The organism is Rhodoferax sp. GW821-FHT07F03 (genome assembly GCF_059418745.1).
In genome coordinates this window covers 252,306-273,430 of record NZ_JBWKQM010000008.1, presented here as the reverse complement: position 1 = coordinate 273,430, position 21,125 = coordinate 252,306, and the positions used below count along the sequence as shown (strand labels likewise).

Annotated in this window: 20 protein-coding genes; 10 read left to right on the top strand and 10 right to left on the bottom strand. The window is 62.1% G+C overall.

The features are described 5' to 3' along the window. Window positions 1–19: 19 nt before the first annotated feature. From AC07R0_RS14425 to AC07R0_RS14410, 4 genes are all read right to left on the bottom strand, one after another. Window positions 20–1,150, bottom strand: coding sequence for a serine hydrolase domain-containing protein (locus AC07R0_RS14425; protein WP_495105325.1), 1,131 nt, complete (start codon window positions 1,148–1,150; stop codon window positions 20–22). A 29-nt stretch (window positions 1,151–1,179) separates the two neighbouring features. Next, a complete protein-coding gene (locus tag AC07R0_RS14420; RefSeq protein WP_495105324.1) occupies window positions 1,180–1,785 on the bottom strand; it encodes a DUF938 domain-containing protein in 606 nt (201 codons plus the stop codon). A 9-nt stretch (window positions 1,786–1,794) separates the two neighbouring features. Further along, entirely contained in the window at window positions 1,795–2,097 is a 303-nt protein-coding gene (locus AC07R0_RS14415; RefSeq protein ID WP_495074311.1) for a DUF2007 domain-containing protein, read from the bottom strand. 122 nt (window positions 2,098–2,219) lie between these two features. After that, complete coding sequence (locus AC07R0_RS14410) at window positions 2,220–3,863, bottom strand: 3-(methylthio)propionyl-CoA ligase (RefSeq protein ID WP_495105323.1); 1,644 nt, start codon at window positions 3,861–3,863, stop codon at window positions 2,220–2,222. A gap of 276 nt (window positions 3,864–4,139) precedes the next feature. On the opposite strand from AC07R0_RS14410, the gene msrB reads away from it, so the two are divergent. From msrB to AC07R0_RS14390, 4 genes are all read left to right on the top strand, one after another. Beyond that, window positions 4,140–4,550, top strand: coding sequence for a peptide-methionine (R)-S-oxide reductase MsrB (gene msrB, locus AC07R0_RS14405; protein ID WP_495074313.1), 411 nt, complete (start codon window positions 4,140–4,142; stop codon window positions 4,548–4,550). Between the two features lie 43 nt (window positions 4,551–4,593). Further along, window positions 4,594–5,157: a septation protein A gene (locus tag AC07R0_RS14400; protein WP_495074314.1), complete on the top strand. Its 564-nt coding sequence runs from the start codon at window positions 4,594–4,596 to the stop codon at window positions 5,155–5,157. Beyond that, a complete protein-coding gene (locus AC07R0_RS14395; RefSeq protein ID WP_495074315.1) occupies window positions 5,154–5,414 on the top strand; it encodes a BolA family protein in 261 nt (86 codons plus the stop codon). Before AC07R0_RS14400 ends, AC07R0_RS14395 begins: the two co-directional genes overlap by 4 nt. Window positions 5,415–5,488: 74 nt before the next feature. Continuing rightward, window positions 5,489–6,274 carry a peptidylprolyl isomerase gene (locus tag AC07R0_RS14390; RefSeq protein WP_495074316.1) on the top strand — a complete coding sequence of 262 codons (786 nt, stop codon included), beginning with the start codon at window positions 5,489–5,491 and terminating at the stop codon, window positions 6,272–6,274. A gap of 197 nt (window positions 6,275–6,471) precedes the next feature. Here AC07R0_RS14390 and AC07R0_RS14385 read toward each other — a convergent pair whose 3' ends face one another. From AC07R0_RS14385 to AC07R0_RS14365, 5 genes are all read right to left on the bottom strand, one after another. Beyond that, entirely contained in the window at window positions 6,472–7,203 is a 732-nt protein-coding gene (locus AC07R0_RS14385; RefSeq protein WP_495105322.1) for an acetyltransferase domain-containing protein, read from the bottom strand. A 105-nt stretch (window positions 7,204–7,308) separates the two neighbouring features. Then, window positions 7,309–8,847, bottom strand: coding sequence for a 2-isopropylmalate synthase (locus AC07R0_RS14380; protein WP_495105321.1), 1,539 nt, complete (start codon window positions 8,845–8,847; stop codon window positions 7,309–7,311). 26 nt (window positions 8,848–8,873) lie between these two features. Continuing rightward, the gene (locus AC07R0_RS14375) at window positions 8,874–10,493 is read right to left on the bottom strand and encodes a 2-isopropylmalate synthase (RefSeq protein ID WP_495105320.1); all 1,620 of its coding nucleotides are present in this window, start codon (window positions 10,491–10,493) and stop codon (window positions 8,874–8,876) included. 171 nt (window positions 10,494–10,664) lie between these two features. Beyond that, the gene (pssA, locus tag AC07R0_RS14370) at window positions 10,665–11,480 is read right to left on the bottom strand and encodes a CDP-diacylglycerol--serine O-phosphatidyltransferase (RefSeq protein WP_495105319.1); all 816 of its coding nucleotides are present in this window, start codon (window positions 11,478–11,480) and stop codon (window positions 10,665–10,667) included. 133 nt (window positions 11,481–11,613) lie between these two features. Then, window positions 11,614–11,997, bottom strand: coding sequence for a cupin domain-containing protein (locus AC07R0_RS14365; RefSeq protein WP_495105318.1), 384 nt, complete (start codon window positions 11,995–11,997; stop codon window positions 11,614–11,616). Between the two features lie 103 nt (window positions 11,998–12,100). Between AC07R0_RS14365 and dapC the strand changes: the two genes are divergently transcribed. From dapC to prmB, 5 genes are read left to right on the top strand one after another with little or no spacing between them, the layout of a single operon-like run. Continuing rightward, window positions 12,101–13,315, top strand: a complete 1,215-nt coding sequence (gene dapC / locus AC07R0_RS14360) for a succinyldiaminopimelate transaminase (protein WP_495105317.1) — start codon at window positions 12,101–12,103, stop codon at window positions 13,313–13,315. A gap of 13 nt (window positions 13,316–13,328) precedes the next feature. Then, complete coding sequence (dapD, locus tag AC07R0_RS14355) at window positions 13,329–14,153, top strand: 2,3,4,5-tetrahydropyridine-2,6-dicarboxylate N-succinyltransferase (protein ID WP_116608554.1); 825 nt, start codon at window positions 13,329–13,331, stop codon at window positions 14,151–14,153. Between the two features lie 54 nt (window positions 14,154–14,207). Then, complete coding sequence (locus AC07R0_RS14350) at window positions 14,208–15,356, top strand: PilT/PilU family type 4a pilus ATPase (RefSeq protein WP_495074323.1); 1,149 nt, start codon at window positions 14,208–14,210, stop codon at window positions 15,354–15,356. Beyond that, window positions 15,356–16,549 carry a succinyl-diaminopimelate desuccinylase gene (gene dapE / locus AC07R0_RS14345; protein WP_495105316.1) on the top strand — a complete coding sequence of 398 codons (1,194 nt, stop codon included), beginning with the start codon at window positions 15,356–15,358 and terminating at the stop codon, window positions 16,547–16,549. The genes AC07R0_RS14350 and dapE overlap by 1 nt, the downstream gene beginning before the upstream one ends. Beyond that, entirely contained in the window at window positions 16,546–17,412 is an 867-nt protein-coding gene (gene prmB / locus AC07R0_RS14340) for a 50S ribosomal protein L3 N(5)-glutamine methyltransferase (RefSeq protein WP_495105315.1), read from the top strand. The genes dapE and prmB overlap by 4 nt, the downstream gene beginning before the upstream one ends. A gap of 7 nt (window positions 17,413–17,419) precedes the next feature. On the opposite strand, the gene gnd is transcribed toward prmB, so the two are convergent. Beyond that, the gene (gene gnd, locus AC07R0_RS14335) at window positions 17,420–18,844 is read right to left on the bottom strand and encodes a decarboxylating NADP(+)-dependent phosphogluconate dehydrogenase (protein ID WP_495105314.1); all 1,425 of its coding nucleotides are present in this window, start codon (window positions 18,842–18,844) and stop codon (window positions 17,420–17,422) included. Window positions 18,845–19,163: 319 nt separating this feature from the next. On the opposite strand from gnd, the gene AC07R0_RS14330 reads away from it, so the two are divergent. Further along, a complete protein-coding gene (locus tag AC07R0_RS14330) occupies window positions 19,164–21,095 on the top strand; it encodes an ABC-F family ATP-binding cassette domain-containing protein (protein ID WP_495105313.1) in 1,932 nt (643 codons plus the stop codon). Window positions 21,096–21,125 lie beyond the last annotated feature (30 nt).

The window sequence follows — 21,125 nt, the reverse complement described above, 5'->3', positions numbered from 1 at the left end:
CCGCTATCTTTTCAATAGCTTACAGGCAAATACGCACTGCTTTGCAGAGCATAGTCAGCACATCGCCGCTCAGCATGGAGAACTGGAACAGCTTGTGCTCGTCCGGTACGAGCTGGTGCGCAAGGGGCTCGGCCAGCTCCAGGCCGTTTTCACTGTTGGTTAGCATGACAAAGCCATCCCCGGTTTGAAGGGACGCCATCACGAAGGCGCGGTAGCCGGTGTTATTGCCCCAGTGCCAGATATAGAGCCCCTGGCGGGTGGTCTCCAGTCCCCAGCCCAATCCCCAAGAGATGCCCAGGCGGGGCTCCACCGGCACGGGAGAAGCCGTCAGTTGCTGGAGCAAGGGCGCATCGTTAAGCACTGTGGCCAGAAACTTGCCATAGTCTTCGGCCGAGGTGTACAGCGAGAAAGCGGCAATCGGTTGCTTCAACTGCAGCGTCGTCCTGGGCGAGCCGTTGGCTTTGGTCCCAGGCACGACCTTAAGTGCAAGGTCATCGTTCCACACATAGCTGTTGTGCTCCATACCCAAGGGCTGGAATACCTGGGCGGCCATGAAACGGTCCAGCGGCTCGCCGGTCAGCGCTTCCACCGCCCGCTGCAGCAGCACAAAGCCCTCGCCGGAATAGCCCCAACGGGTACCTGGCGCCGCATCGAAGCCCAGCGGACCGGATGCCCAGTTGGGCAGCCCGGAGGTGTGGGTCAGCACCATGCGTGCCGTCACGGCCTCGATGCGCGGGTCCGCCACCAGGTCGAAAGGCTCAGCCTTCAAAGGCTGGTGCCGGTGCTTATAGCCCTGGGGCAGGTAGTGCATCAAGGGCGTATCCAGTGCCAACCGGCCCTGCTCCACCAACTTCAGCACCGCGTAGGCAAATACCGGCTTGCCCAGGGAGGCCGCCTGGAAAACGCTGTGGGTGTCCAATGCCGCCGCCGGAGTGCAACCGGAGGCTGTTTCGATGGCATCCAACTCGCGGTTCTTGATGACCGCCAAGCCCACGGCGCATACATGGTGTTGTTGCGCCAGTGTTTGCAGAGTGTTGTGCAGGTTGTCAGTGCTGGAATCCACCCGGCCCGGGGACGCACATCCGTACAGGAAAATAGCGGCAGCCGGCGCCAGCGCCCGGCATTTGCGCCAATGACGTGTCCATGGCATCGAACGCCCGAATGGCTTCTGTATCCCCTTCATCGCGTGAACACCAGCAGCAGGTTATTGGCCGGCATCTGCACCCGCTCGCGCAGCTGCAGGCCCGCCAGCTTTGCCTGCTGAGCCACATCGTCCAGCTGGCGCAAGCCCCAGGCGGGGTTGCGCTGGCGCAGGTCGGCATCAAAGGCCAGGTTGCCCGGGGACGTAGTTACACCCGCTTCCAGATACGGACCATAGGTGATAAGCACGCCTTGTGGCGTCAATTGTCTTGCCGCGCCCGCCATCAGCGCCGCACAGCAAGCCCAGGGGGCGATGTGCAGCATGTTGGCGCAGTACACCAGGTCCATGGCTTGTACAGGCCAGTCTGGCGCCAGCACATCCAGCAGCACGGGCGACAAGACATTGGCCACTCCAGCCTGGGCACACCAGTAGGCAATCGAGCCGAAGGCGTCCGCCTGGGCGTCGCTGGGCTGCCACTGCCAGCCGGGCAGGCCCCGGGCAAAGCCGGCTACGTGCTGGCCGGTGCCGCTGGCGATTTCCAGCGCATGTCCCTGGGCGGGAAGGATGCGCTGCAACTCGGCCAGGATGGGAGGCAGATTGCGTTCGGCGGCGGGGCTGTGCAGGGGTTCGAAATGCGAGGTCATCTACCGAGCTTAGCGTGGCATCCAGGCACCGCAACTCCAGCATTGTTCAAAGCCGCCCTCCACCAGCTCGCCGCAACAGCACTGCCAACGGCGCTGGGGCACATTCTGCAGGTGGTGCAGCAGCGTGCGGGCCTGGGCCTCCTGGGCCGGGTGCTGAATCCACACCTCGGGCAGACACTGGTCGGGGGGCAGCTCGCCAGCCACACCCACCAGGTACTGGCGCTGCACGCTGGCGGCAATGCCCTCCACCGCCAGGGCGTCGGCCCACAGCGTGGCGATGGCGAGATTGGGGGCCTGGGTCAAGCGCAACATAGCTATAAGCATACGCGCTATGGGGGCGTTTTCGGCAGTGTCTTTGCTGCTTTTTTGATAGCTGCTTGCGCAGGTGAATCCTGCGCTACAGGCCTATTTTTTATAAATCTTTGGCACCCCGCTCAGACGCTGGGCAGCGTGTAGTCCTTGAGCAGCTCGCGCAGCCGCATCTTTTGCATCTTGCCAGTGGCGCCCATGGGGATGGCGTCCACAAACACCACATCGTCCGGGATCTGCCATTTGGCGGTTTTACCCTGGTAGAACTGCAGCAAATCCGCCACGTCCACGACCGCGCCCGGCTTTTTCACGGCCACGATGACCGGCCGCTCGTCCCACTTGGGGTGCTTCACGCCTATGCAGGCCGCCATGGCGATGGCTGGGTGGGCCACGGCGATGTTTTCCAGCTCGATGGAGCTGATCCATTCGCCGCCGGACTTGATCACGTCCTTGCTGCGGTCGGTGATCTGCAAAAAGCCGTCGGGGCAGATGGTGGCCACGTCGCCGGTGGGGAACCAGGCCATGCCATTGGCGTCACGCACCAGCGGGTCGCCACCCTCGCCTTTGAAATACTCCGCCACCACCCAGGGGCCTTTGACCAGCAGGTCGCCCGCCGTGTGGCCGTCATGCGGCAGGGCCTGGCCGTTGGCGTCCACGATTTCCATGTCCACCCCAAACACCGCACGGCCCTGCTTCTGGCGGATCTTCATTTGCGCATCCGGCGGCAGGGCCAGATGCTTTTGCTTGAGCGAACACAGCGTGCCAACCGGAGAAAGCTCGGTCATGCCCCAGGCATGCAGCACCTCCACGCCGTAGTCGTCCTGGAACGAGTGCAGCATGGCCGGCGGGCAGGCCGCGCCGCCAATCACCGTGCGTTGCAAGGAAGAAAAGCGCAGGCCGCCGGCCTGCAGATGGCCCAGCAGCATCTGCCACACGGTGGGTACGCCAGCGGCCATGGTGACCTGTTCGGCCTCCATCAGCTCATAGACCGACTTGCCATCCAGCGCCGGCCCGGGAAACACCAGCTTGCAGCCCACCATGGCCGCCGCGTATGGCAGGCCCCAGGCATTGACGTGGAACATGGGCACCACCGGCAGCACGGCGTCGCGCGCGCGCAGGCACATCACGTCGGGCAAGGAGATGGCATAGGCGTGCAGCACGGTGGAGCGGTGGCTGTACAGCGCGGCCTTGGGGTTGCCGGTGGTGCCACTGGTGTAGCAGAGGCTGGAGGCGGTGTTTTCGTTCAGGCCGGGCCAGGTGTACACGTCTGACTGGCCGGCGATCCAGGCCTCATAGCTGCACAGGCCGGGGATGCCGGTGTCTGCCGGCAAGGCATCGGCATCGCACAGCGCCACCCAGTGGCGGACGGAGGGGCAACGGCCGCACACCGACTGGACGATGGGCAGAAAACTAAGGTCAAAGCACAGCACCTGGTCTTCGGCATGGTTGACGATCCAGGCCAACTGGTCGATATGCAGGCGCGGATTCACGGTATGCAGCACCCGCCCGGAGCCGCTGACGCCATAGTACAGCTCCATGTGGCGGTAGCCGTTCCAGGCCAGGGTGGCGACACGCTCGCCAGCGGCCAGGCCCCAGGCGTCCAGCCCGTTGGCTACCCGGCGCGCCCGGGCCGCCACCGTGCGGTAGTCGCTGCGGTGGATGTCGCCCTCGACCCGGCGCGACACGATCTCGGCATCGCCGTGGTGGCGCTCGGCGAATTCGATCAAGTTCGAAATCAGCATCGCCTGGTTTTGCATCAGACCCAGCATTTCTTGTCTCCTTTTGCTATCTACCCAGTATCGGCGGGGCTTGGCAGACGCGCGTCAGTGTTGTCCCGCAACTTGGGGATGCCTGCAGTTTGCTTCCAAATGAATAGCAGCTGGCGCAGACAGTTCCTGTGCTAGAAGCCTATTTGGCACATAAAATACCTGGCAAGCAGAACCAAACCGGCCGACCCGAAGTCCCAGGCTTGTAAGCCGGGGTCTGCGGCCCCACATGGTTTCCACGCCCAGAAGGGCTTTTACCCACGCTGTAAGCTCACCACCATGACACACAAAATTGAAAAAACCGACGCCGAATGGAAGGCCTTGCTGGCCGAAAAAGGCGCGGAACCCGTGGCCTTCCAGGTGACACGCCACGCCGCCACCGAGCGCCCGCACACCGGCAAGTACGACCAGAACTGGGCCAAAGGTGAATACCGCTGCATCTGCTGCGACGCCAAGCTGTTCGACTCGGCCACCAAATTCGACGCTGGCTGCGGCTGGCCCAGCTTCTCGCAAGAAGCCGAGCCCGGCGCCATCGAAGAAATCACCGACACCAGCCACGGCATGCGCCGGGTGGAAACCGTCTGCTCCCAGTGCGGCGCCCACCTGGGCCATGTGTTTGAAGACGGCCCGGCGCCCACCGGCTTGCGCTATTGCATGAATTCCGCGTCGCTGGACTTCAAGGCCAGTTAAGCTTGAGGGGTGGGCCTTCGGCCTCCCTTCCCATGATGCCACCATGAAACTCCTGCTCGACTTCCTCCCCATCCTGCTGTTCGTCGTCACCTACAAGCTGTCCACCATTTATGTGGCCACGGGTGTGCTGATGGTGGCCACCATCGTTCAGATGGGCATTACCTATGCCATCGAGCGCCAGCTCACCACCATGCACAAAATGACTTTGGGCATGGTGCTGGCCTTTGGCGCCCTGACCCTGGTGCTGCAAAACGAAACCTTCATCAAGTGGAAGCCCACCGTGCTCTACATCGCCATGGCCCTGGCCATGTGCATAGCCATGTGGGTCATGAAGAAGAACTACCTCAAGCTCATGCTGGGCAGCCAGTTGGAGCTGCCCGACGCAGTGTGGATGCGCCTGAACGTGGCCTGGATGCTGTACTGCCTGTTCATGGCCGGCATCAACGGCTATGTAGCGGCCTACTACAGCACCGACGAGTGGATCAACTTCAAGATCTGGGGCTATGTGTTCCCGCTGGCCTTCATGGTCGGCCAGGGCATTTACATCTCGCGCTACCTGGGCCCGGAGCCGGCTGCCGAGGCGGACGCCGCCGACAAGCAAGCATGAGCCCTACCGCCGACCAACTCGCCCAGCGCCTGCGCGGCACTCTGGCCCCCACGCAGCTGGAGGTGCTGGACGAAAGCGCAGCCCATGCCGGGCACAGCGGCTCCAATGGCAGCAACTGGGGTACCCACTTCCGCGTGCGCATTGCTTCACCCTTGTTTACCCAGCAGTCCCGGGTGGCGCGCCATAGGCTTGTGTATGATGCGTTGCAAGAATTTATCGACCAGGGCGTACACGCGATTGCTATTGAAGTGCTGTAAACCGGGTCCGAACCTCTTCTTATCTTGAGCTGTCCATTCCAGGCTGGCTCGCAAACCCCCTTCTAGGAAAACGCATGAAGAAAACACTGTTATCCACCATGGTCGCTGCTGCTTTGCTGGGCAGCCTGGCGCTGTCGGCATCCGCACAAAACGTTGCCATCGTGAATGGCAAGGCTGTTCCGAAGACGCGCGTCGACGCGCTGGCCCAGCAGGTCGCCCAGTCGGGCCGCCCGGTGACGCCGGAAATGGAAGGCCAGATCAAGGAAGAAGTCATCGCCCGTGAAGTCTTCATGCAGGAAGCCCAAAAGCGCGGCCTGGACGCCAGCGACAACTTCAAGAGCCAAATGGAACTGGCCCGCCAGACCCTGCTGATCCGCGAGCTGTTCACCGAATACCAAAAGGCCAACCCCGTTAGCGAAGAAGACATGAAGGCCGAGTATGACAAGTTCGTGGCAGCCAACGGTGGCAAGGAATACAAGGCCAGCCACATCCTGGTGGAAAAAGAATCTGAAGCCAAGGCCATCATTGCCCAGCTGAAAAAAGGCGCTAGCTTTGCCGCCATCGCCAAGAAGTCCAGCACCGACAAGGGTTCTGGCGCCAAGGGCGGCGATCTGGACTGGGCCAACCCCAGCAGCTACGTGAAGGAATTCACCGAAGCGCTGATCCAGCTGAAGAAGGGTCAGACCACTGACACCCCGGTGAAGAGCCAGTTCGGCTACCACATCATCCGCCTGGACGACGAGCGCCAAGCCCAGTTGCCCAAGTTCGAAGAAGTGAAGCCACAAATCGCCCAGCAACTGCAACAGCAAAAGCTGGTGGCGTTCCAACAAGAACTGCGCGCAGCAGCAAAGGTGGAATAACCCCCAGGCTTGCCCACTTCGTGTGGCCTCCTCCCCCCTTGCAGGGGGCGATACCAGCGGCCTGGCAAAGCCAGTTCCGCGGTATCTCTGGAAGGGGTGTTTACACGATGGGTCAAAGGGTTTTAGGCCGTTGGCGCTTATGCTATCTGCGCGGCCAGCTCCTGAAACCATAGCAAAAAGCGGCTTCGGCCGCTTTTTTACGTTTTCAGCCAGGTGAAAGCTGTCACTGCGCCAATCAACACAGGCTGGTGCAGCATGTAATACGGCAGGCTCCAGCGGCCCAGCCAGGCCAGAGGTCTAGGCGCCGTACCGTCCAACCATAGGGGGCGGTTTTTCAGCAACCAGAATCCGGCGGCCATGCCCCACCACAACACACCCAGCCAGGGGAACAAGGGCACATAGTCTTCGGTGATGGGTTTTTGCGTGATCCAGCCCAGCCAGTTCACTGATTTTTGGTTGAAAAACTCGGCTGTAGCGCTTATATCTATTGCGCAAGCAGCTATAAATTTGGAAGCAATCGCCAGCGCGCCCATCGGCCACAGCCAGACGCCACAGCCGGCCGTCAACCGCGCCACGATCAGCATCAGCGCGATGCCGTGCAGCACGCCAAAATAAATGAAGCTGTGCGGAAACATAAAGGCCGAACCGGCCGTCACCAGCAGCGCGCAGCCCGCAATCTGCGCCCAGCGCCGCCAGAAGCGCGGCCAGGGTATGGACTGCTGCGCCGCCACCGCCTGGCCCAGGCCGGCGCAAAACAGAAACAGGCTGACGATGGCCGTGCGCTGCCAGGTCCAGAACGGGTCGGCGTAAAAGTTCTGCCGCCAAAAGCCTGCGTGGTCCAAGTCAAAAGAAAAATGGAAGGCCGTCATCCAGACGACGGCCAGCCCACGCAAAGCGTCTATACGTTGGAACCGATTTGAATGCTCCATGATTCCGTTTCTAATGCGATGCGAGATTAGGCGCACCGCCCGCAGACAGTGCGCCCGCACGGCAAGGGCGGAGCAACGACATATCGCGTCGCATTAGGAGCGGAATCAGCCCTGTGCTGCGACGCGGTCCGCCTTGCTCTGCAGCTTGTTCAGCGCGCTCAGATAAGCCTTGGCCGACGCGACGATGATGTCTGGGTCGGCACCCACGCCGTTCACCACGCGGCCGCTGTTCTGCAGGCGCACCGTCACTTCACCCTGGCTCTCGGTCGAGCCGCTAATAGCGTTGACCGAGTACAGCACCATCTCGGCGCCGCTCTGCACATGGGCTTCGATGGCTTTCAGGGATGCATCCACCGGGCCGTTGCCGTCAGACTCGCTGCTGACTTCCTTGCCGTCCACCGAGAAAACGATCTTGGCACTGGGGCGTTCGCCGGTTTCGCTGTGCTGCGATAGCGACACGAAGGCGTATTGCTCGTTGTCATTGGCCACGGCCTCATCACTGACCAGGGCCAGGATGTCTTCGTCGAAGATCTCGCTCTTACGGTCAGCCAGCTCCTTGAAGCGGGCGAAGGCGGCATTGATGTCGGCCTCGCTGTCCATGGTCACGCCCAGGTCCTGCAGGCGCTGCTTGAAGGCGTTGCGGCCGCTGAGCTTGCCCAGCACGATCTTGTTGTGGCTCCAGCCAACATCTTCGGCGCGCATGATTTCGTAAGTGTCACGGGCCTTCAGCACGCCATCCTGGTGGATACCGGAGGCATGGGCAAAGGCATTCGCGCCAACCACGGCCTTGTTGGGCTGCACCACGAAGCCGGTGGTCTGGCTGACCATACGGCTGGTGGCCAGGATGTGCTTGGTGTCTAGGCCGATGTCCAGCCCGAAATAGTCGCGCCGGGTTTTGACCGCCATGACGATTTCTTCCAGCGAGCAGTTGCCAGCGCGCTCGCCCAGGCCGTTGATGGTGCATTCCACCTGGCGCGCGCCGCCGATCTTCACTCCAGCCAGGGAGTTGGCCACGGCCATGCCCAGGTCGTTGTGGCAGTGCACGGACCAGATCGCCTTGTCGCTATTCGGAATGCGTTCGCGCAGGGTTTTGATGAAGTTGCCGTACAGCTCGGGGATGGCGTAGCCGACGGTGTCGGGCACGTTGATGGTGGTTGCACCCTCGTGGATCACCGCCTCCAGCACGCGGCACAGGAAGTCCACATCGCTGCGGTAACCGTCTTCGGGACTGAATTCCACGTCGGCTACCAGGTTGCGCGCAAAGCGCACCGACTGCTTGGCCTGCTCGAACACCTGATCGGGCGTCATGCGCAGCTTCTTCTCCATGTGCAGCGGCGACGTGGCGATGAAGGTGTGAATACGCGCGTTGGCCGCATCCCTCAGGGCTTCGGCGGCACGCGAAATATCGCGGTCATTGGCGCGCGACAGGCCACAGATGGTGGCGTCCTTGATGGCGCGGGCGATCGCCTGTACGCATTCGAAATCGCCAGCAGAGCTGGCGGGAAAACCGGCCTCGATCACGTCTACCTTGAGGCGTTCCAGCTGGCGCGCGATACGCAGCTTTTCGTCGCGCGTCATGGACGCGCCGGGGGACTGTTCGCCGTCACGCAAGGTGGTGTCAAAAATGATGAGTTTGTCGGTCATGGCTGGCTCCTGTGGGTGTCGTTTTTTTAAACGGATACGGATTCGGTCAACTGGGTATTTTCGCGCTTTTGGATGCGCTGCAAGCCGCTGGCGATGGCCTTGAGCGAAGCCGACACGATATTCGCGTCCATGCCCACCCCAAACACCGTGTGCTGCTCATTGATGCGCAACTCCAGATACGCCACGGCCTGGGCCTGGGCACCGGAACCCAGCGCATGCTCGTGGTAATCCAAGACCCGCACCTGGGTGGCTGAAGTGGCGTTCCAGTGGGTCACAAATGCATCGATCGGGCCCACGCACTGCCCGCTGGCGGGCAATGGCGGCGTGGGAGTGCTGGCCAGGGCGTATTCACGATCAAACAGATTCCACAGGTCTTGCGCCGTGAGCTCCTTGTTCGCTCCGTCCATCACGGCCTGCACGATCTGGCTGAACTCGATCTGCAGCCGGCGTGGCAATTCCAGGCCGTATTCGGTTTCCAGTAAATACGCCATGCCGCCCTTGCCCGACTGGCTGTTGACGCGGATCACCGCCTCGTAGCTGCGGCCCAGGTCTTTCGGGTCGATCGGCAAATAGGGAATGGCCCATACAGCATCTTCGGTGTGCAGCGCAAATGCCTTCTTGATCGCGTCTTGGTGGGTGCCGGAAAACGATGTGTAGACCAACTCGCCCACATAGGGGTGACGCGGGTGCACGGGCAACTGGTTGCAGTGCTCTACCATGCGGCGGATGTCGTCGATCTGCGAGAAGTCCAATTGGGGCGACACGCCCTGGGTATAGAGGTTCAGCGCGATATTCACGATGTCCACATTGCCGGTGCGCTCGCCGTTGCCAAACAAGCAGCCTTCTACCCGCTGGGCGCCGGCCATCATGGCCAATTCGGCTGCTGCCACGCCGGTGCCGCGGTCGTTGTGCGGGTGCACCGACAAGACGATGCTGTCGCGCCGCGCCAGATTACGCTCCATCCACTCGATCATGTCGGCGAATACATTGGGCGTGGAATGCTCCACCGTGGTCGGCAGGTTGATGATGCAAGGCTGGGCCGGCGTTGGCTGCCAGACATCGGTGACCGCATCGATGACGCGCTTGGAGAAAGCCAGCTCGGTGCCGGAGAAATGCTCGGGCGAGTATTGGAAGGTCCAGGCCGTGGCTGGCTGCTGCCGCGCCAAATCTTGGATCAGGCGGGCGTGGCTGGTGGCCAATTCGACGATCTGGTCTTCGTCCATGCCCAAGACCACGCGGCGCATGAGCGGCGAGGTGGCGTTGTACATATGAACGATGGCACGCTTGGCGCCAACCAGAGCTTCCATCGTGCGACGGATCAGCGGCTCTTTAGCCGGAGTCATGACCTGGATGGTCACATCGTCGGGCACCATGTTGTCGTCGATCAGGCGGCGCACAAAGTCGAACTCGATCTGCGATGCGGCCGGGAAGCCGACTTCGATTTCCTTGAAGCCGATCTCCAGCAGGTGCTTGTACATGCGCAGCTTGCGTTCCATGTCCATGGGCTCGATCAGCGCCTGGTTGCCGTCGCGCAGGTCGGTGCTGAGCCAGACCGGGGCTTGTGTCAGCTGCACATTGGGCCAAGTACGGTCGACCAAACGGATGGGCTGGAACGCTGGATATTTGCTGGCAGGTTGCTTCAACATGGTGTACTTCTCAAGGTTCAAAAAACCAGCAACCCAATGAAAAACGGCCCGTTGCTGGTGCATACGGGCCGTTGTGACTGGATTTGCGCGCGCGCTACCGTCTCCGCCCGTAGGGGATTAGTAGTAGCGCTAGCGAAATTTTGTTCATAGTTGCGGATTCTAGCGGTTTTTTTATTTGTGCAGACCGCGCTCGTCGGGTTCGTCCTTCGAGGTGCTGATCACGCTGGTCTGCACGCCCTTGAAGCGGCGCCAAGCGTACACACCGTAGCCGCTGAAGCCATAGATCACAAACGCACCAAACAACACGATAGGCGGATGGATGGTGATGACGGCAATGCCCAGCGCGATCAGCACGATCACCACAAACGGCACGCTCTTCTTCATCTGTATATCTTTGAAGCTGTAGAACGGCGCATTCGTCACCATGCTCAGGCCAGCGTACAGGGCCAGCGCAAACATCACCCACGCAACGTCCGCAGGCGACACATTCAAATCGTTCATCAGCCAGATGAATCCGGCGATCAGCGCAGCCGCGGCAGGCGACGGCAGGCCCTGGAAATAGCGCTTATCGACCACGGTCGTATTCACATTGAAGCGAGCCAGACGCAGCGCGGCGCAAGCGCAATGCACAAACGCCGCAATCCAGCCCCAGCGGCCCAGGCCTTTCAGGGTCCACATATAGGCGATCAGCGCCGGAGCCGCACCAAACGACACCATGTCGGACAGCGAGTCCATCTGCTCACCAAACGCGCTCTGGGTGTTCGTCATGCGGGCCACACGGCCATCCAGGCTGTCCAGCACCATGGCGCAAAACACGCCCACAGCGGCCTGGTCGAAGCGCCCATCTACCGCCATCACGATGGCATAGAAGCCGCCAAACAAGGCAGCCAGCGTGAACAAATTGGGCAGTATGTAGATGCCCTTGCGGCGCTTGCGCACCAGGACGGGCGCGCCCGGAACCCGGTCGGAGTCGTTGCCGTTATACATGGCGAAAGCCTGATAAATGGATATAAAACAAAAGAAACGCGGCACACGCCAAAGGCGCAAGCGGTATGAAACAGAGGGACCGCAGTGTAAGCCAGCCCAAGCCCGAAAACCGTCGCCTTAGGTCTGCGCAAATTTAGCCGCGCACAAACATGGTCACCAGTGGCTCGTCGCCCACTTGCTGACTCCAATGGCCATGGATGGCGGGGTCGAACGTAGCGCCCTCGGGCAGCACATCGGCCGAATAAAAATGCTCCCCCGCCTTGAAGATACGCGACACGCCGCCTTGCAGCCCAATCTCCATCTGCCCGCCCAGAATCAACACCCATTGCGGCGCGCCCGTGCAGTGGAAGCTGCTGCGAAACCCGACTGGACTCTGTCGTAGTTGGTAACCACCACTGGCCATCAACGGCGACAGCTGCGAGCTGGGCGTGCCTTCACCCAGCTCCACCACCTCATCGCGGAAACGCGCGCAGCCATCGGTGTCGGTGAACAGCACTACTTTGGTAAATACGGTCATGGCAAATTCCTTGGGATTCCTGGAGGATAGGACTGGAATCATAAATTGCGTTTACCTGGCGCCACACGATCTGCGGCCTGGGGCTGTTCCATAATCCCACCCCATGAATCCCTTGCTTTCCAAACTACAGCCCTACCCCTTCGAGCGGCTGAAGCAACTTTTTGCCTCTGTCACACCCAACCCCGCTTACCGCGCCATCAGCCTGGGCATTGGCGAGCCCAAGCATGCTACGCCTCACTTCATTGAAGAAGCCTTGGTGACCGGCCTGCCCGGCTTGGCCGGCTACCCCGCCACCGGCGGCGAGCCCCGCCTGCGCGAGGCCTTTTGCGCCTGGGTGCAACGCCGCTACGGCCTGAAGCTGAACCCGGCCACCCAGGTGCTGCCGGTGAATGGCTCGCGCGAAGCGCTGTTTGCCTTTGCGCAGACCGTGATCGACCCGACCCAGCCGCAAGCCACCGTGGTCTGCCCAAACCCGTTCTACCAAATCTACGAAGGCGCGGCACTGCTCGGTGGCGCAACGCCCTATTACGCGCCCAGCGACCCGGCGCGCAACTACGCGGTGGACTGGGACAGCGTGCCGGCCGAGGTCTGGGCCCAAACCCAACTGCTGTTCGTCTGCTCGCCCGGCAACCCCACCGGTGCGGTAATGCCGCTGGACGAGTGGCAAAAGCTGTTCGCCCTGAGCGACCGCTACGGCTTTGTGATCGCCTCTGACGAGTGCTATAGCGAGATCTACTTCCGTGACGAGCCACCGCTGGGCGGCCTGGAAGCAGCCGCCAAGCTGGGCCGCAGCGATTTCAAAAACCTTATTGCATTCACCAGCCTGTCCAAACGCAGCAATGTGCCCGGTTTGCGCAGCGGCTTTGTGATGGGCGACGCCGCCTTGGTCAAACCCTTTCTGCTGTACCGCACCTACCATGGCAGCGCCATGGGACCGGTGGTCCAGGCCGCCAGCGTGGCCGCGTGGAACGACGAGCAGCATGTCGTAGAGAACCGCGCGCTGTACCGCAGCAAGTTTGCCCAGGTCACGCCCATCCTGTCCGAAGTCATGGACGTGGCTCTACCCGATGCTGGCTTTTACCTCTGGGCCCAGGTGCCCGGTCCGGCGCAAGTGGACGGCCTGGACAGCGACGTGGCCTTCGCCCGCGACCTGCTGGCTGCCTACAATGTGACGGTGCTGCCTGGCAGCTACCTGGCACGCGAAGCCAACGGCCAGAACCCCGGCCGCCAGCGTATCCGCATGGCCCTGGTAGCCGAGACGGCCGAGTGCGTCGAAGCTGCCCAACGCATCCGACAATTTATCCAATCCAAAACCTGAAGCAGAGAACAACATGACACAACAACTCCAAGCCACCATCGACGCCGCCTGGGAAGACCGTGCCAATCTGTCGCCCACCGCCGCCTCGGCCGAAGTGCGTGACGCTGTCGCCCATGTCATCAACGAGCTGAACAACGGCCACCTGCGTGTCGCCACCCGCGAAGCCGTCGGCCAATGGACCGTGCACCAGTGGATCAAGAAGGCGGTGCTGCTGTCCTTCCGCCTGAAGGACAACGAAATCATCAAGGCCGGCGACCTGGGTTTCTACGACAAGGTGCCCACCAAGTTCGCCCACCTGAGCGCGGATGAGATGAAGGCCACCGGCGTGCGCGTCGTGCCTCCAGCCGTGGCCCGCCATGGCAGCTATATCGCCAAGGGCGCGGTGCTGATGCCGTCCTACGTGAACATCGGCGCCTACGTGGGCGAGAACACCATGGTCGACACCTGGGCCACCGTGGGCTCCTGCGCGCAGATTGGCAAGAACGTGCACCTGAGCGGCGGCGTCGGCATCGGCGGCGTGCTGGAGCCCCTGCAGGCCGGCCCCACCATCATCGAAGACAACTGCTTCGTCGGCGCCCGCTCCGAAGTGGTTGAAGGCGTGGTGGTCGAAGAAAACTCAGTCATCTCCATGGGCGTGTACATCGGCCAAAGCACGCCGATCTATGACCGTGCGACCGACACCGTGACCTATGGCCGCATACCATCTGGCTCGGTGGTCATCAGTGGCACCCTGCCCAAGGACGGCGGCAAGTACAGCCTGTACGCGGCCATCATCGTCAAGCGCGTAGATGCACAAACCCGCTCCAAAACCAGCCTGAACGACCTGCTGCGCGACTGATAAATAAGGTCCAGCCGGCACGCAACGCCCTTGATGCAATAACCGAGGTAAACCATGAGCAATATGGAGCGCATTCTGCGTTTAATGCAGGAAAAAAATGCCTCGGATGTGTATCTGTCGGCCAATGCGCCGGCCATGATACGTATCAACGGGCAGTGCGTGCCCATCAACGGTCAGGTACTGCAGTTCGACACGCCGCGCAATCTGCTGGCCGAAGTCACCACCGTAGAGCAGATGCGTGAGCTGTCTGCCACTGGTGAGCTGAATGTGTCGGTCTCCATGGCCAGTGTGGGTCGCTTTCGCGTAAGTGCCATGCGACAGCGCGGCAGCTACTCGGTGGTGGTGCGCTACATCAACATCGAAGTGCCGCAGCTGTCCTCGCTGAATGTGCCCGCTGTGCTGGGCGACTTGGTGATGGAAAAGCGTGGCCTGATCCTGATGGTGGGTTCTACCGGCGCCGGTAAAACCACCACCCAGGCGGCAATGATCGAGCACCGCAACCAGCGCGCCAGCGGCCACATCCTGACCATTGAAGACCCGATCGAATTCCTGTTCAAGAACAACCGCTCAGTGATCAACCAGCGCGAGATCGGTTCCGACACCGCGTCCCTGGCCATCGCCCTGAAGAACGCGCTGCGCCAGGCGCCAGACGTAATCCTGATCGGCGAAATCCGCGACCGCGAAACCATGACCGCTGCGCTGGCCTATGCCCAGACCGGCCACCTGTGCATGGCGACTCTGCACGCCAACAACAGCTACCAGGCACTGAACCGCATATTGAACTTCTACCCCGTGGAAGTGCGCGCCACCATGCAGGCCGACCTGGCTTCGGCGCTGAAAGCCATCGTCTCGCAGCGCCTGCTGCGCACCCCGAAGGGCACGCGCGTGCCAGCGGTGGAAGTCATGCTCAACAGCCTGCTGGTGGCCGACATGATCTCCAAGGGCGATATCGGCGGTGTGAAAGAAGCCATGGAGAAATCCATCGCCGAAGGCTCGCAGACCTTTGAAGCCGATATTGCGCGCCTGATCACCACCGGTTTGATCGATCGCGCCGAGGGCCTGGCCCACGCCGACTCGGCCACCAACCTGATGTGGCGCCTGCAGAACGACTTTACCCGGGGCTCCACCGCACCTGCCGCGGCTCCCGAGGTGCCTGACGACGAACCCTCCTTTACCGAATTCACCCTCGACGTGAAGACCTGATGTCCCACACCCTGTACCTGGCAGAGCAACTGATCGCCCTGCCCTCCATCACACCGCTGGATGCGCAGTGCCAAGACCTGATCTCCCAGCGCCTTGCGCCCCTGGGTTTCACTTTTGAGACCATCGTCAGCGGACCGGACGACTTCCGCGTCACCAACCTGTGGGCGGTTCGCAAAAGTACTTTCAAGGGTTTTGCCCCTGCAGCGCAGGCAGCATCTGCGCCAGCAGCTCCTAAATTAATAGCATTTGCCGGCCATACCGATGTGGTGCCTACCGGCCCGCTGACGCAGTGGAGCAGTCCGCCCTTCAGCCCCACGCACCGCGATGGCAAGCTGTTTGGCCGGGGCGCCAGCGATATGAAAACCTCCATCGCAGCCTTCGTGGTCGCGGTGGAAGAATATGTCGCGGCCCAGCCAGATACTCCACTGTCCATCGCCCTGCTTCTGACCAGCGACGAAGAAGGTCCGTCGGTGGATGGCACGGTAGTGGTTTGCAAGCTGCTGAAAGAACGCGGCGAGACGATCGACTACTGCATCGTCGGCGAACCCACCTCGGTGGAACGCACCGGCGACATGGTGAAGAATGGCCGGCGCGGCTCCATGAGCGGCAAACTCACCATCCGCGGCGTGCAAGGCCATATCGCTTACCCGCAATTGGCCAAGAACCCCATCCATATGGCCATGCCAGCGCTGGCCGAACTGGTGGCGATGGACTGGGATGCTGGCAACGACTTCTTCCAGCCCACCAGCTGGCAGATGAGCAATATCCACGCAGGCACCGGCGCCAACAACGTCATTCCCGGCACCGTGGTGGTGGACTTCAACTTCCGCTTCTGCACCGAATCCACGCCCGACGGGCTGCAAGCCCGTGTGCACGAGGTGCTGGACCGCCACGGCCTGAGCTACGACATCGCCTGGACCGTCGGTGGCCTGCCCTTCCTGACCACGCCCGGCACCCTGGTGGAGGCACTGCGCAACGCCATCCGCGCCGAGACCGGGCTGGAGACCGAACTGTCTACCACCGGCGGCACCAGCGATGCGCGTTTCATCGCCCAGATCTGCGCCCAGGTGGTCGAATGCGGCCCGCCCAACGCCACCATCCACAAGATCGACGAACACATCGTGGTGGCCGACATCGAGCCGCTGAAAAACATCTACCGGCGCACGCTGGAGAACCTGGCCAGCACACCATGACCGTCATCGAACTGATAGAACAATCCGCCGCCCAGCTCACCGCCGCCGGCGTGTCCTACGGCCACGGCACGGCCAACGCCTTTGACGAAGCCGCCTGGCTGGTCATGTGGCGCCTGGGCCTGCCCCTGGACGATCTGGATTCCGTGGCAGATCAGCCTGTAGCGCAGGACAGACAAGCGCTGGTAGCTACACTTTTGGAAGCACGCATCCAGACCCGCAAGCCCGCCGCCTACCTCACGCAAGAGGCCTGGCTGCAGGGTGTGCCGTTCTATGTGGACGAACGCACCATCGTTCCGCGCAGCTTTATTGCCGAACTGCTGATCGACGGCGGCATCGACTACTGGCTGCACGAGCACACCCACGCGGTGCTGGACCTGTGCACCGGCAACGGCAGCCTGGCTGTGCTGGCGGCCATGGTCTACCCGGACGTACAGGTCACCGGCGCTGACATCAGCCCCGATGCCCTGGCCGTGGCCCGTATCAATGTGGACAAGCACCAGTTGCAAAGCCGCATCCAGCTGGTCGAGTCCGACGGCCTGGCACAGCTGGCCGGCCCGTTCGACTTGATTCTGTGTAACCCGCCCTACGTCAACAGCCAGAGCATGGCTGCCCTGCCGGCCGAGTACCAGGCTGAACCGGTGCTGGCCCTGGCCGGCGGCACGGACGGCATGGACTTCATCCGCAAGCTGCTGCAAGACGCCGCCGCCAAGATGTCGGCCGACGCCGTACTGGTGCTGGAGATCGGCAACGAGCGCGAATATTTCGAGGCCGCGTTCCCGGCACTCGAAGTGGTCTGGCTGGAAACCAGCGCGGGCGAAGACCAGGTGCTGCTGGTCACGCGCGAGGCGCTGGACGCCCTCTAAGCCGGACTCAGCCGATCACTTCCGGCCACTCGGTATGGAAGAACTGGCCTTCGGGCTTGTCGGTGCGCTCGTAGGTGTGGGCGCCAAAGAAGTCGCGCTGCGCCTGCAGCAGATTCGCCGACAGACGGTGCGAGCGGTAGCTGTCGTAGTACGACAGTGAGGAGCTGAAGGCCGGCACCGGGATGCCGTGGCCGACCGCCAAGGCCACCACTTCGCGCCAGTTCTGCTGCGCGTTGTTCAACACGTCCTTGAAGAACGGCGCCAGCATCAGGTTCACCAGCGCCGGGTCGGTGCGGTAGGCATCGGTGATGTGGTTCAGGAAACGCGCGCGGATGATGCAGCCGCCGCGCCAGATCGAAGCGATACCGCCAAAGTCCAGACCCCATTGCTTCTTTTCGCCCATGGTCTTGATCAGGTCGAAACCTTGGGTGTAGCTGATCACCTTGGAGGCATACAGCGCATCGTGCACCTTGGCCACCAGGTTCTTCTTGGCGGCGCTCAGGTCGGCCACGGGGCCTTGCAGATGCTCGCTGGCCGCCACGCGCTGCTTCTTCTGCGACGACAGCACACGGGCTTCCACGGCGGCGTTGATGGTGCCGATGACCACCGCGTTCTCGGCCGCGTTGAGCTGCGTCCACTGGCCGGTGCCCTTCTGGCCAGCCTTGTCCAGGATCAGGTCCACCAGCGGCTGGCCGGTTTCCGGGTCTCTTTGCTCCAGCGCTTTGCCGGTGATCTGGATCAGGTAGCTTTGCAGCGCGCCTTCATTCCACTCGTTGAAGATGGCGGCCATCTCGTCGGTGGTGAAACCGGCCGCCTTGAACAGGCTATAGGCCTCGCAGATCAGCTGCATATCGCCGTATTCGATGCCGTTGTGGATCATCTTCACGTAGTGGCCCGCGCCGCCGGGGCCGATGTGGATCACGCAGGGCTGGCCGTCCACCTTGGCAGCGATGCTCTCGAAAATCGGCTTCATCACCTCCCAGGTGGAGGCCGGGCCACCGGGCATGATGGCCGGGCCCTTGCGTGCGCCCTCCTCGCCACCCGACACGCCGGCGCCGATGAAGCGCAGGCCCTTGCCGGCCAGATAGGCGTCACGGCGCTCGGTATCGGTGTACAAGCTGTTGCCGCCGTCGATGATGATGTCGTCCTTGTCCAGCAGGGGAATCAGTTGCTCGATCACCTGGTCCACCGGCGCGCCGGCCTTGACCATGATCTGGATCTTGCGCGGAGATGCCAGGCTTTGCACAAAGGCTTCCAGCGTGTCGCAGCCAACCAGCTGTTTGCCGGGGTTGGCGGCAATGAATTCGTTGGTCTTGTCCACGGTGCGGTTGAACACACTGACCTGGAAGCCGCGGCTTTCCACGTTCAACACCAGGTTCTGGCCCATCACGGCCAGGCCAATCAATCCGAAATCACTTTTCTTGCTGCTCATAAACACTTTCTTGGGATAGCGCTATCAACGCCTGGTGCGGAATATCGCCCGGCATTTTTACAGACCTGCGGCCCGCCTGCAGCGCGTTCCTGTAAAATTAAGGAAAAAGGCTGGCAGCGCTTATTCCAATTGCGCAAGTGGCTATCATTTAAATAGCAGAGACAAAACCCTCCTCCTCGCATAGCAAAGCGCGGCGGTGGGCTCCCGCAGCAGCCAGGGCCGAGCCGCCTAAAATCCCCGTATGCCATCGGCCGCAACACCTTGCGGCAGTCCAGGCCACATCTCTTATCTTCCGGCCGCCGACGGCTGCCACATTGTCATGATCACCCTTAAAAATGTAGTTCTGCGCCGCAGCGCCAAAGTTCTGCTCGACAGCGCCAACGTCACCATCAACCCGGGTGAAAAAGTCGGCCTCGTCGGCCGCAACGGCGCAGGCAAATCCACGCTGTTTGCCCTGCTCAACGGCACGCTGCACGAAGATGGCGGCGACTTCAATGTGCCGGCCCAATGGCGCCTGGCCCAGGTGGCCCAGGACATGCCCGAAACCGACCAAAGCGCCACCGACTTCGTGATCGAAGGCGACGTGACCCTGCTGGCCGCCCAGCAGGAAGTCGCGGCTGCAGAAGCGACTGATGACGGTGAACGCATGGCCAATGCCTATATGGCCTTGTACGACGCCGGCTCCGGCGACGCACAGGCCCGCGCCCAGGCGCTGATCCTGGGCCTGGGCTTCAAGACCACCGAACTCGACAACCCGGTGAACAGCTTCTCCGGCGGCTGGCGCATGCGCCTGCAGCTGGCGCGCGCGCTGATGTGCCCGTCCGACCTGATGCTGCTGGACGAGCCCACCAACCACTTGGACTTGGACGCCCTGGTCTGGCTGGAAGCCTGGCTGAAGCGCTACACCGGCACCCTGCTGGTGATCAGCCATGACCGTGAATTCCTGGACGCCATCACCGACGTCACCGTACACATCGAAACCGCCAAGCTGAACCGCTACGGCGGCAACTACACCAAGTTCGAGGACATGCGCGCCGAGAAGATGGAGCAGCAACAGGCCTCGTTCAGCAAGCAGCAAGAGAAGATCGCCCACCTGCAGAAATTCATCAGCCGCTTCAAGGCCCAGGCCAGCAAGGCGCGCCAGGCACAAAGCCGGGTCAAGGCCCTGGACCGCATGGAGAAGATCGCGCCACTGCTGGCCGAGGCCGAATTCACCTTCGAATTCAAAGAGCCCGCCAACCTGCCCAACCCGATGCTGTCCATGTCGGATGCCACCTTTGGCTACCCGCCACCCGAAGGCGCACCCGAGGGCACTGGCCCCACGGTCATCGTGCAGAAGGTCAGCAAATCGGTGCTGGCCGGCCAGCGCATCGGCATTCTGGGCGCCAACGGGCAGGGTAAATCGACCCTGGTGAAGACGGTAGCACGCGCGCTGGCTCCCATCCACGGCGAGATCATCGAAGGCAAGGGACTGAACATTGGCTACTTCGCCCAACAGGAACTCGACGTGCTGCGCCCGGCCGACACCCCGCTGGAACACATGATCCGCCTGGTGAAGGAAACCACCGCCGCCGGCAAGCTAGCTGGCCAGGGCACGCGCGAGCAGGACTTGCGCAGCTTCCTGGGCACCTTCAATTTCAGCGGCGACATGGTGAAACAGGCCGTGGGCAGCATGAGCGGCGGCGAAAAAGCCCGCCTGGTGCTGTGCATGATCGTCTGGCAGCGCCCGAATCTGCTGCTGCTGGATGAACCGACCAACCATTTGGATTTGGCCACCCGCGAAGCGCTGGCCATGGCGCTGAACGAATTCGAAGGCACGGTGATGCTGGTCAGCCACGACCGAGCCCTGTTGCGCTCGGTCTGCGACGAGTTCTGGATGGTGTCGCGCGGTGGTGTCGAACCGTTTGACGGCGACTTGGACGACTACCAGCGCTACCTGCTGGAAGAGTCCAAGCGCCTGCGCGAAGAAGCCAAGAATGCCAGTGCCGCCCCGGCCCCCGTGGTGGTGGCTGCACCGCCGCCCGCACCGGTGGTCAATACCAAGGCCTTGCAGCGCGAGCTGGAAAAGCTCGATAAAGCCATCGCCGCCCTGCAGACCGAAAAAGACGGTCTGGAACAGCGCCTGATGACCCAGCTGCCGCCCGCCGAAATCGCCCAAGCCAGCAAGCGCCTGAAGCAGGTGGTGGCGGAGCTGGACCCGCTGGAAGAACGCTGGATGAACCTGTCCGAACAGGTCGAAGCCGCCGCTTAAACCACGCGTCAACGCGCAAACCTGGGTGCC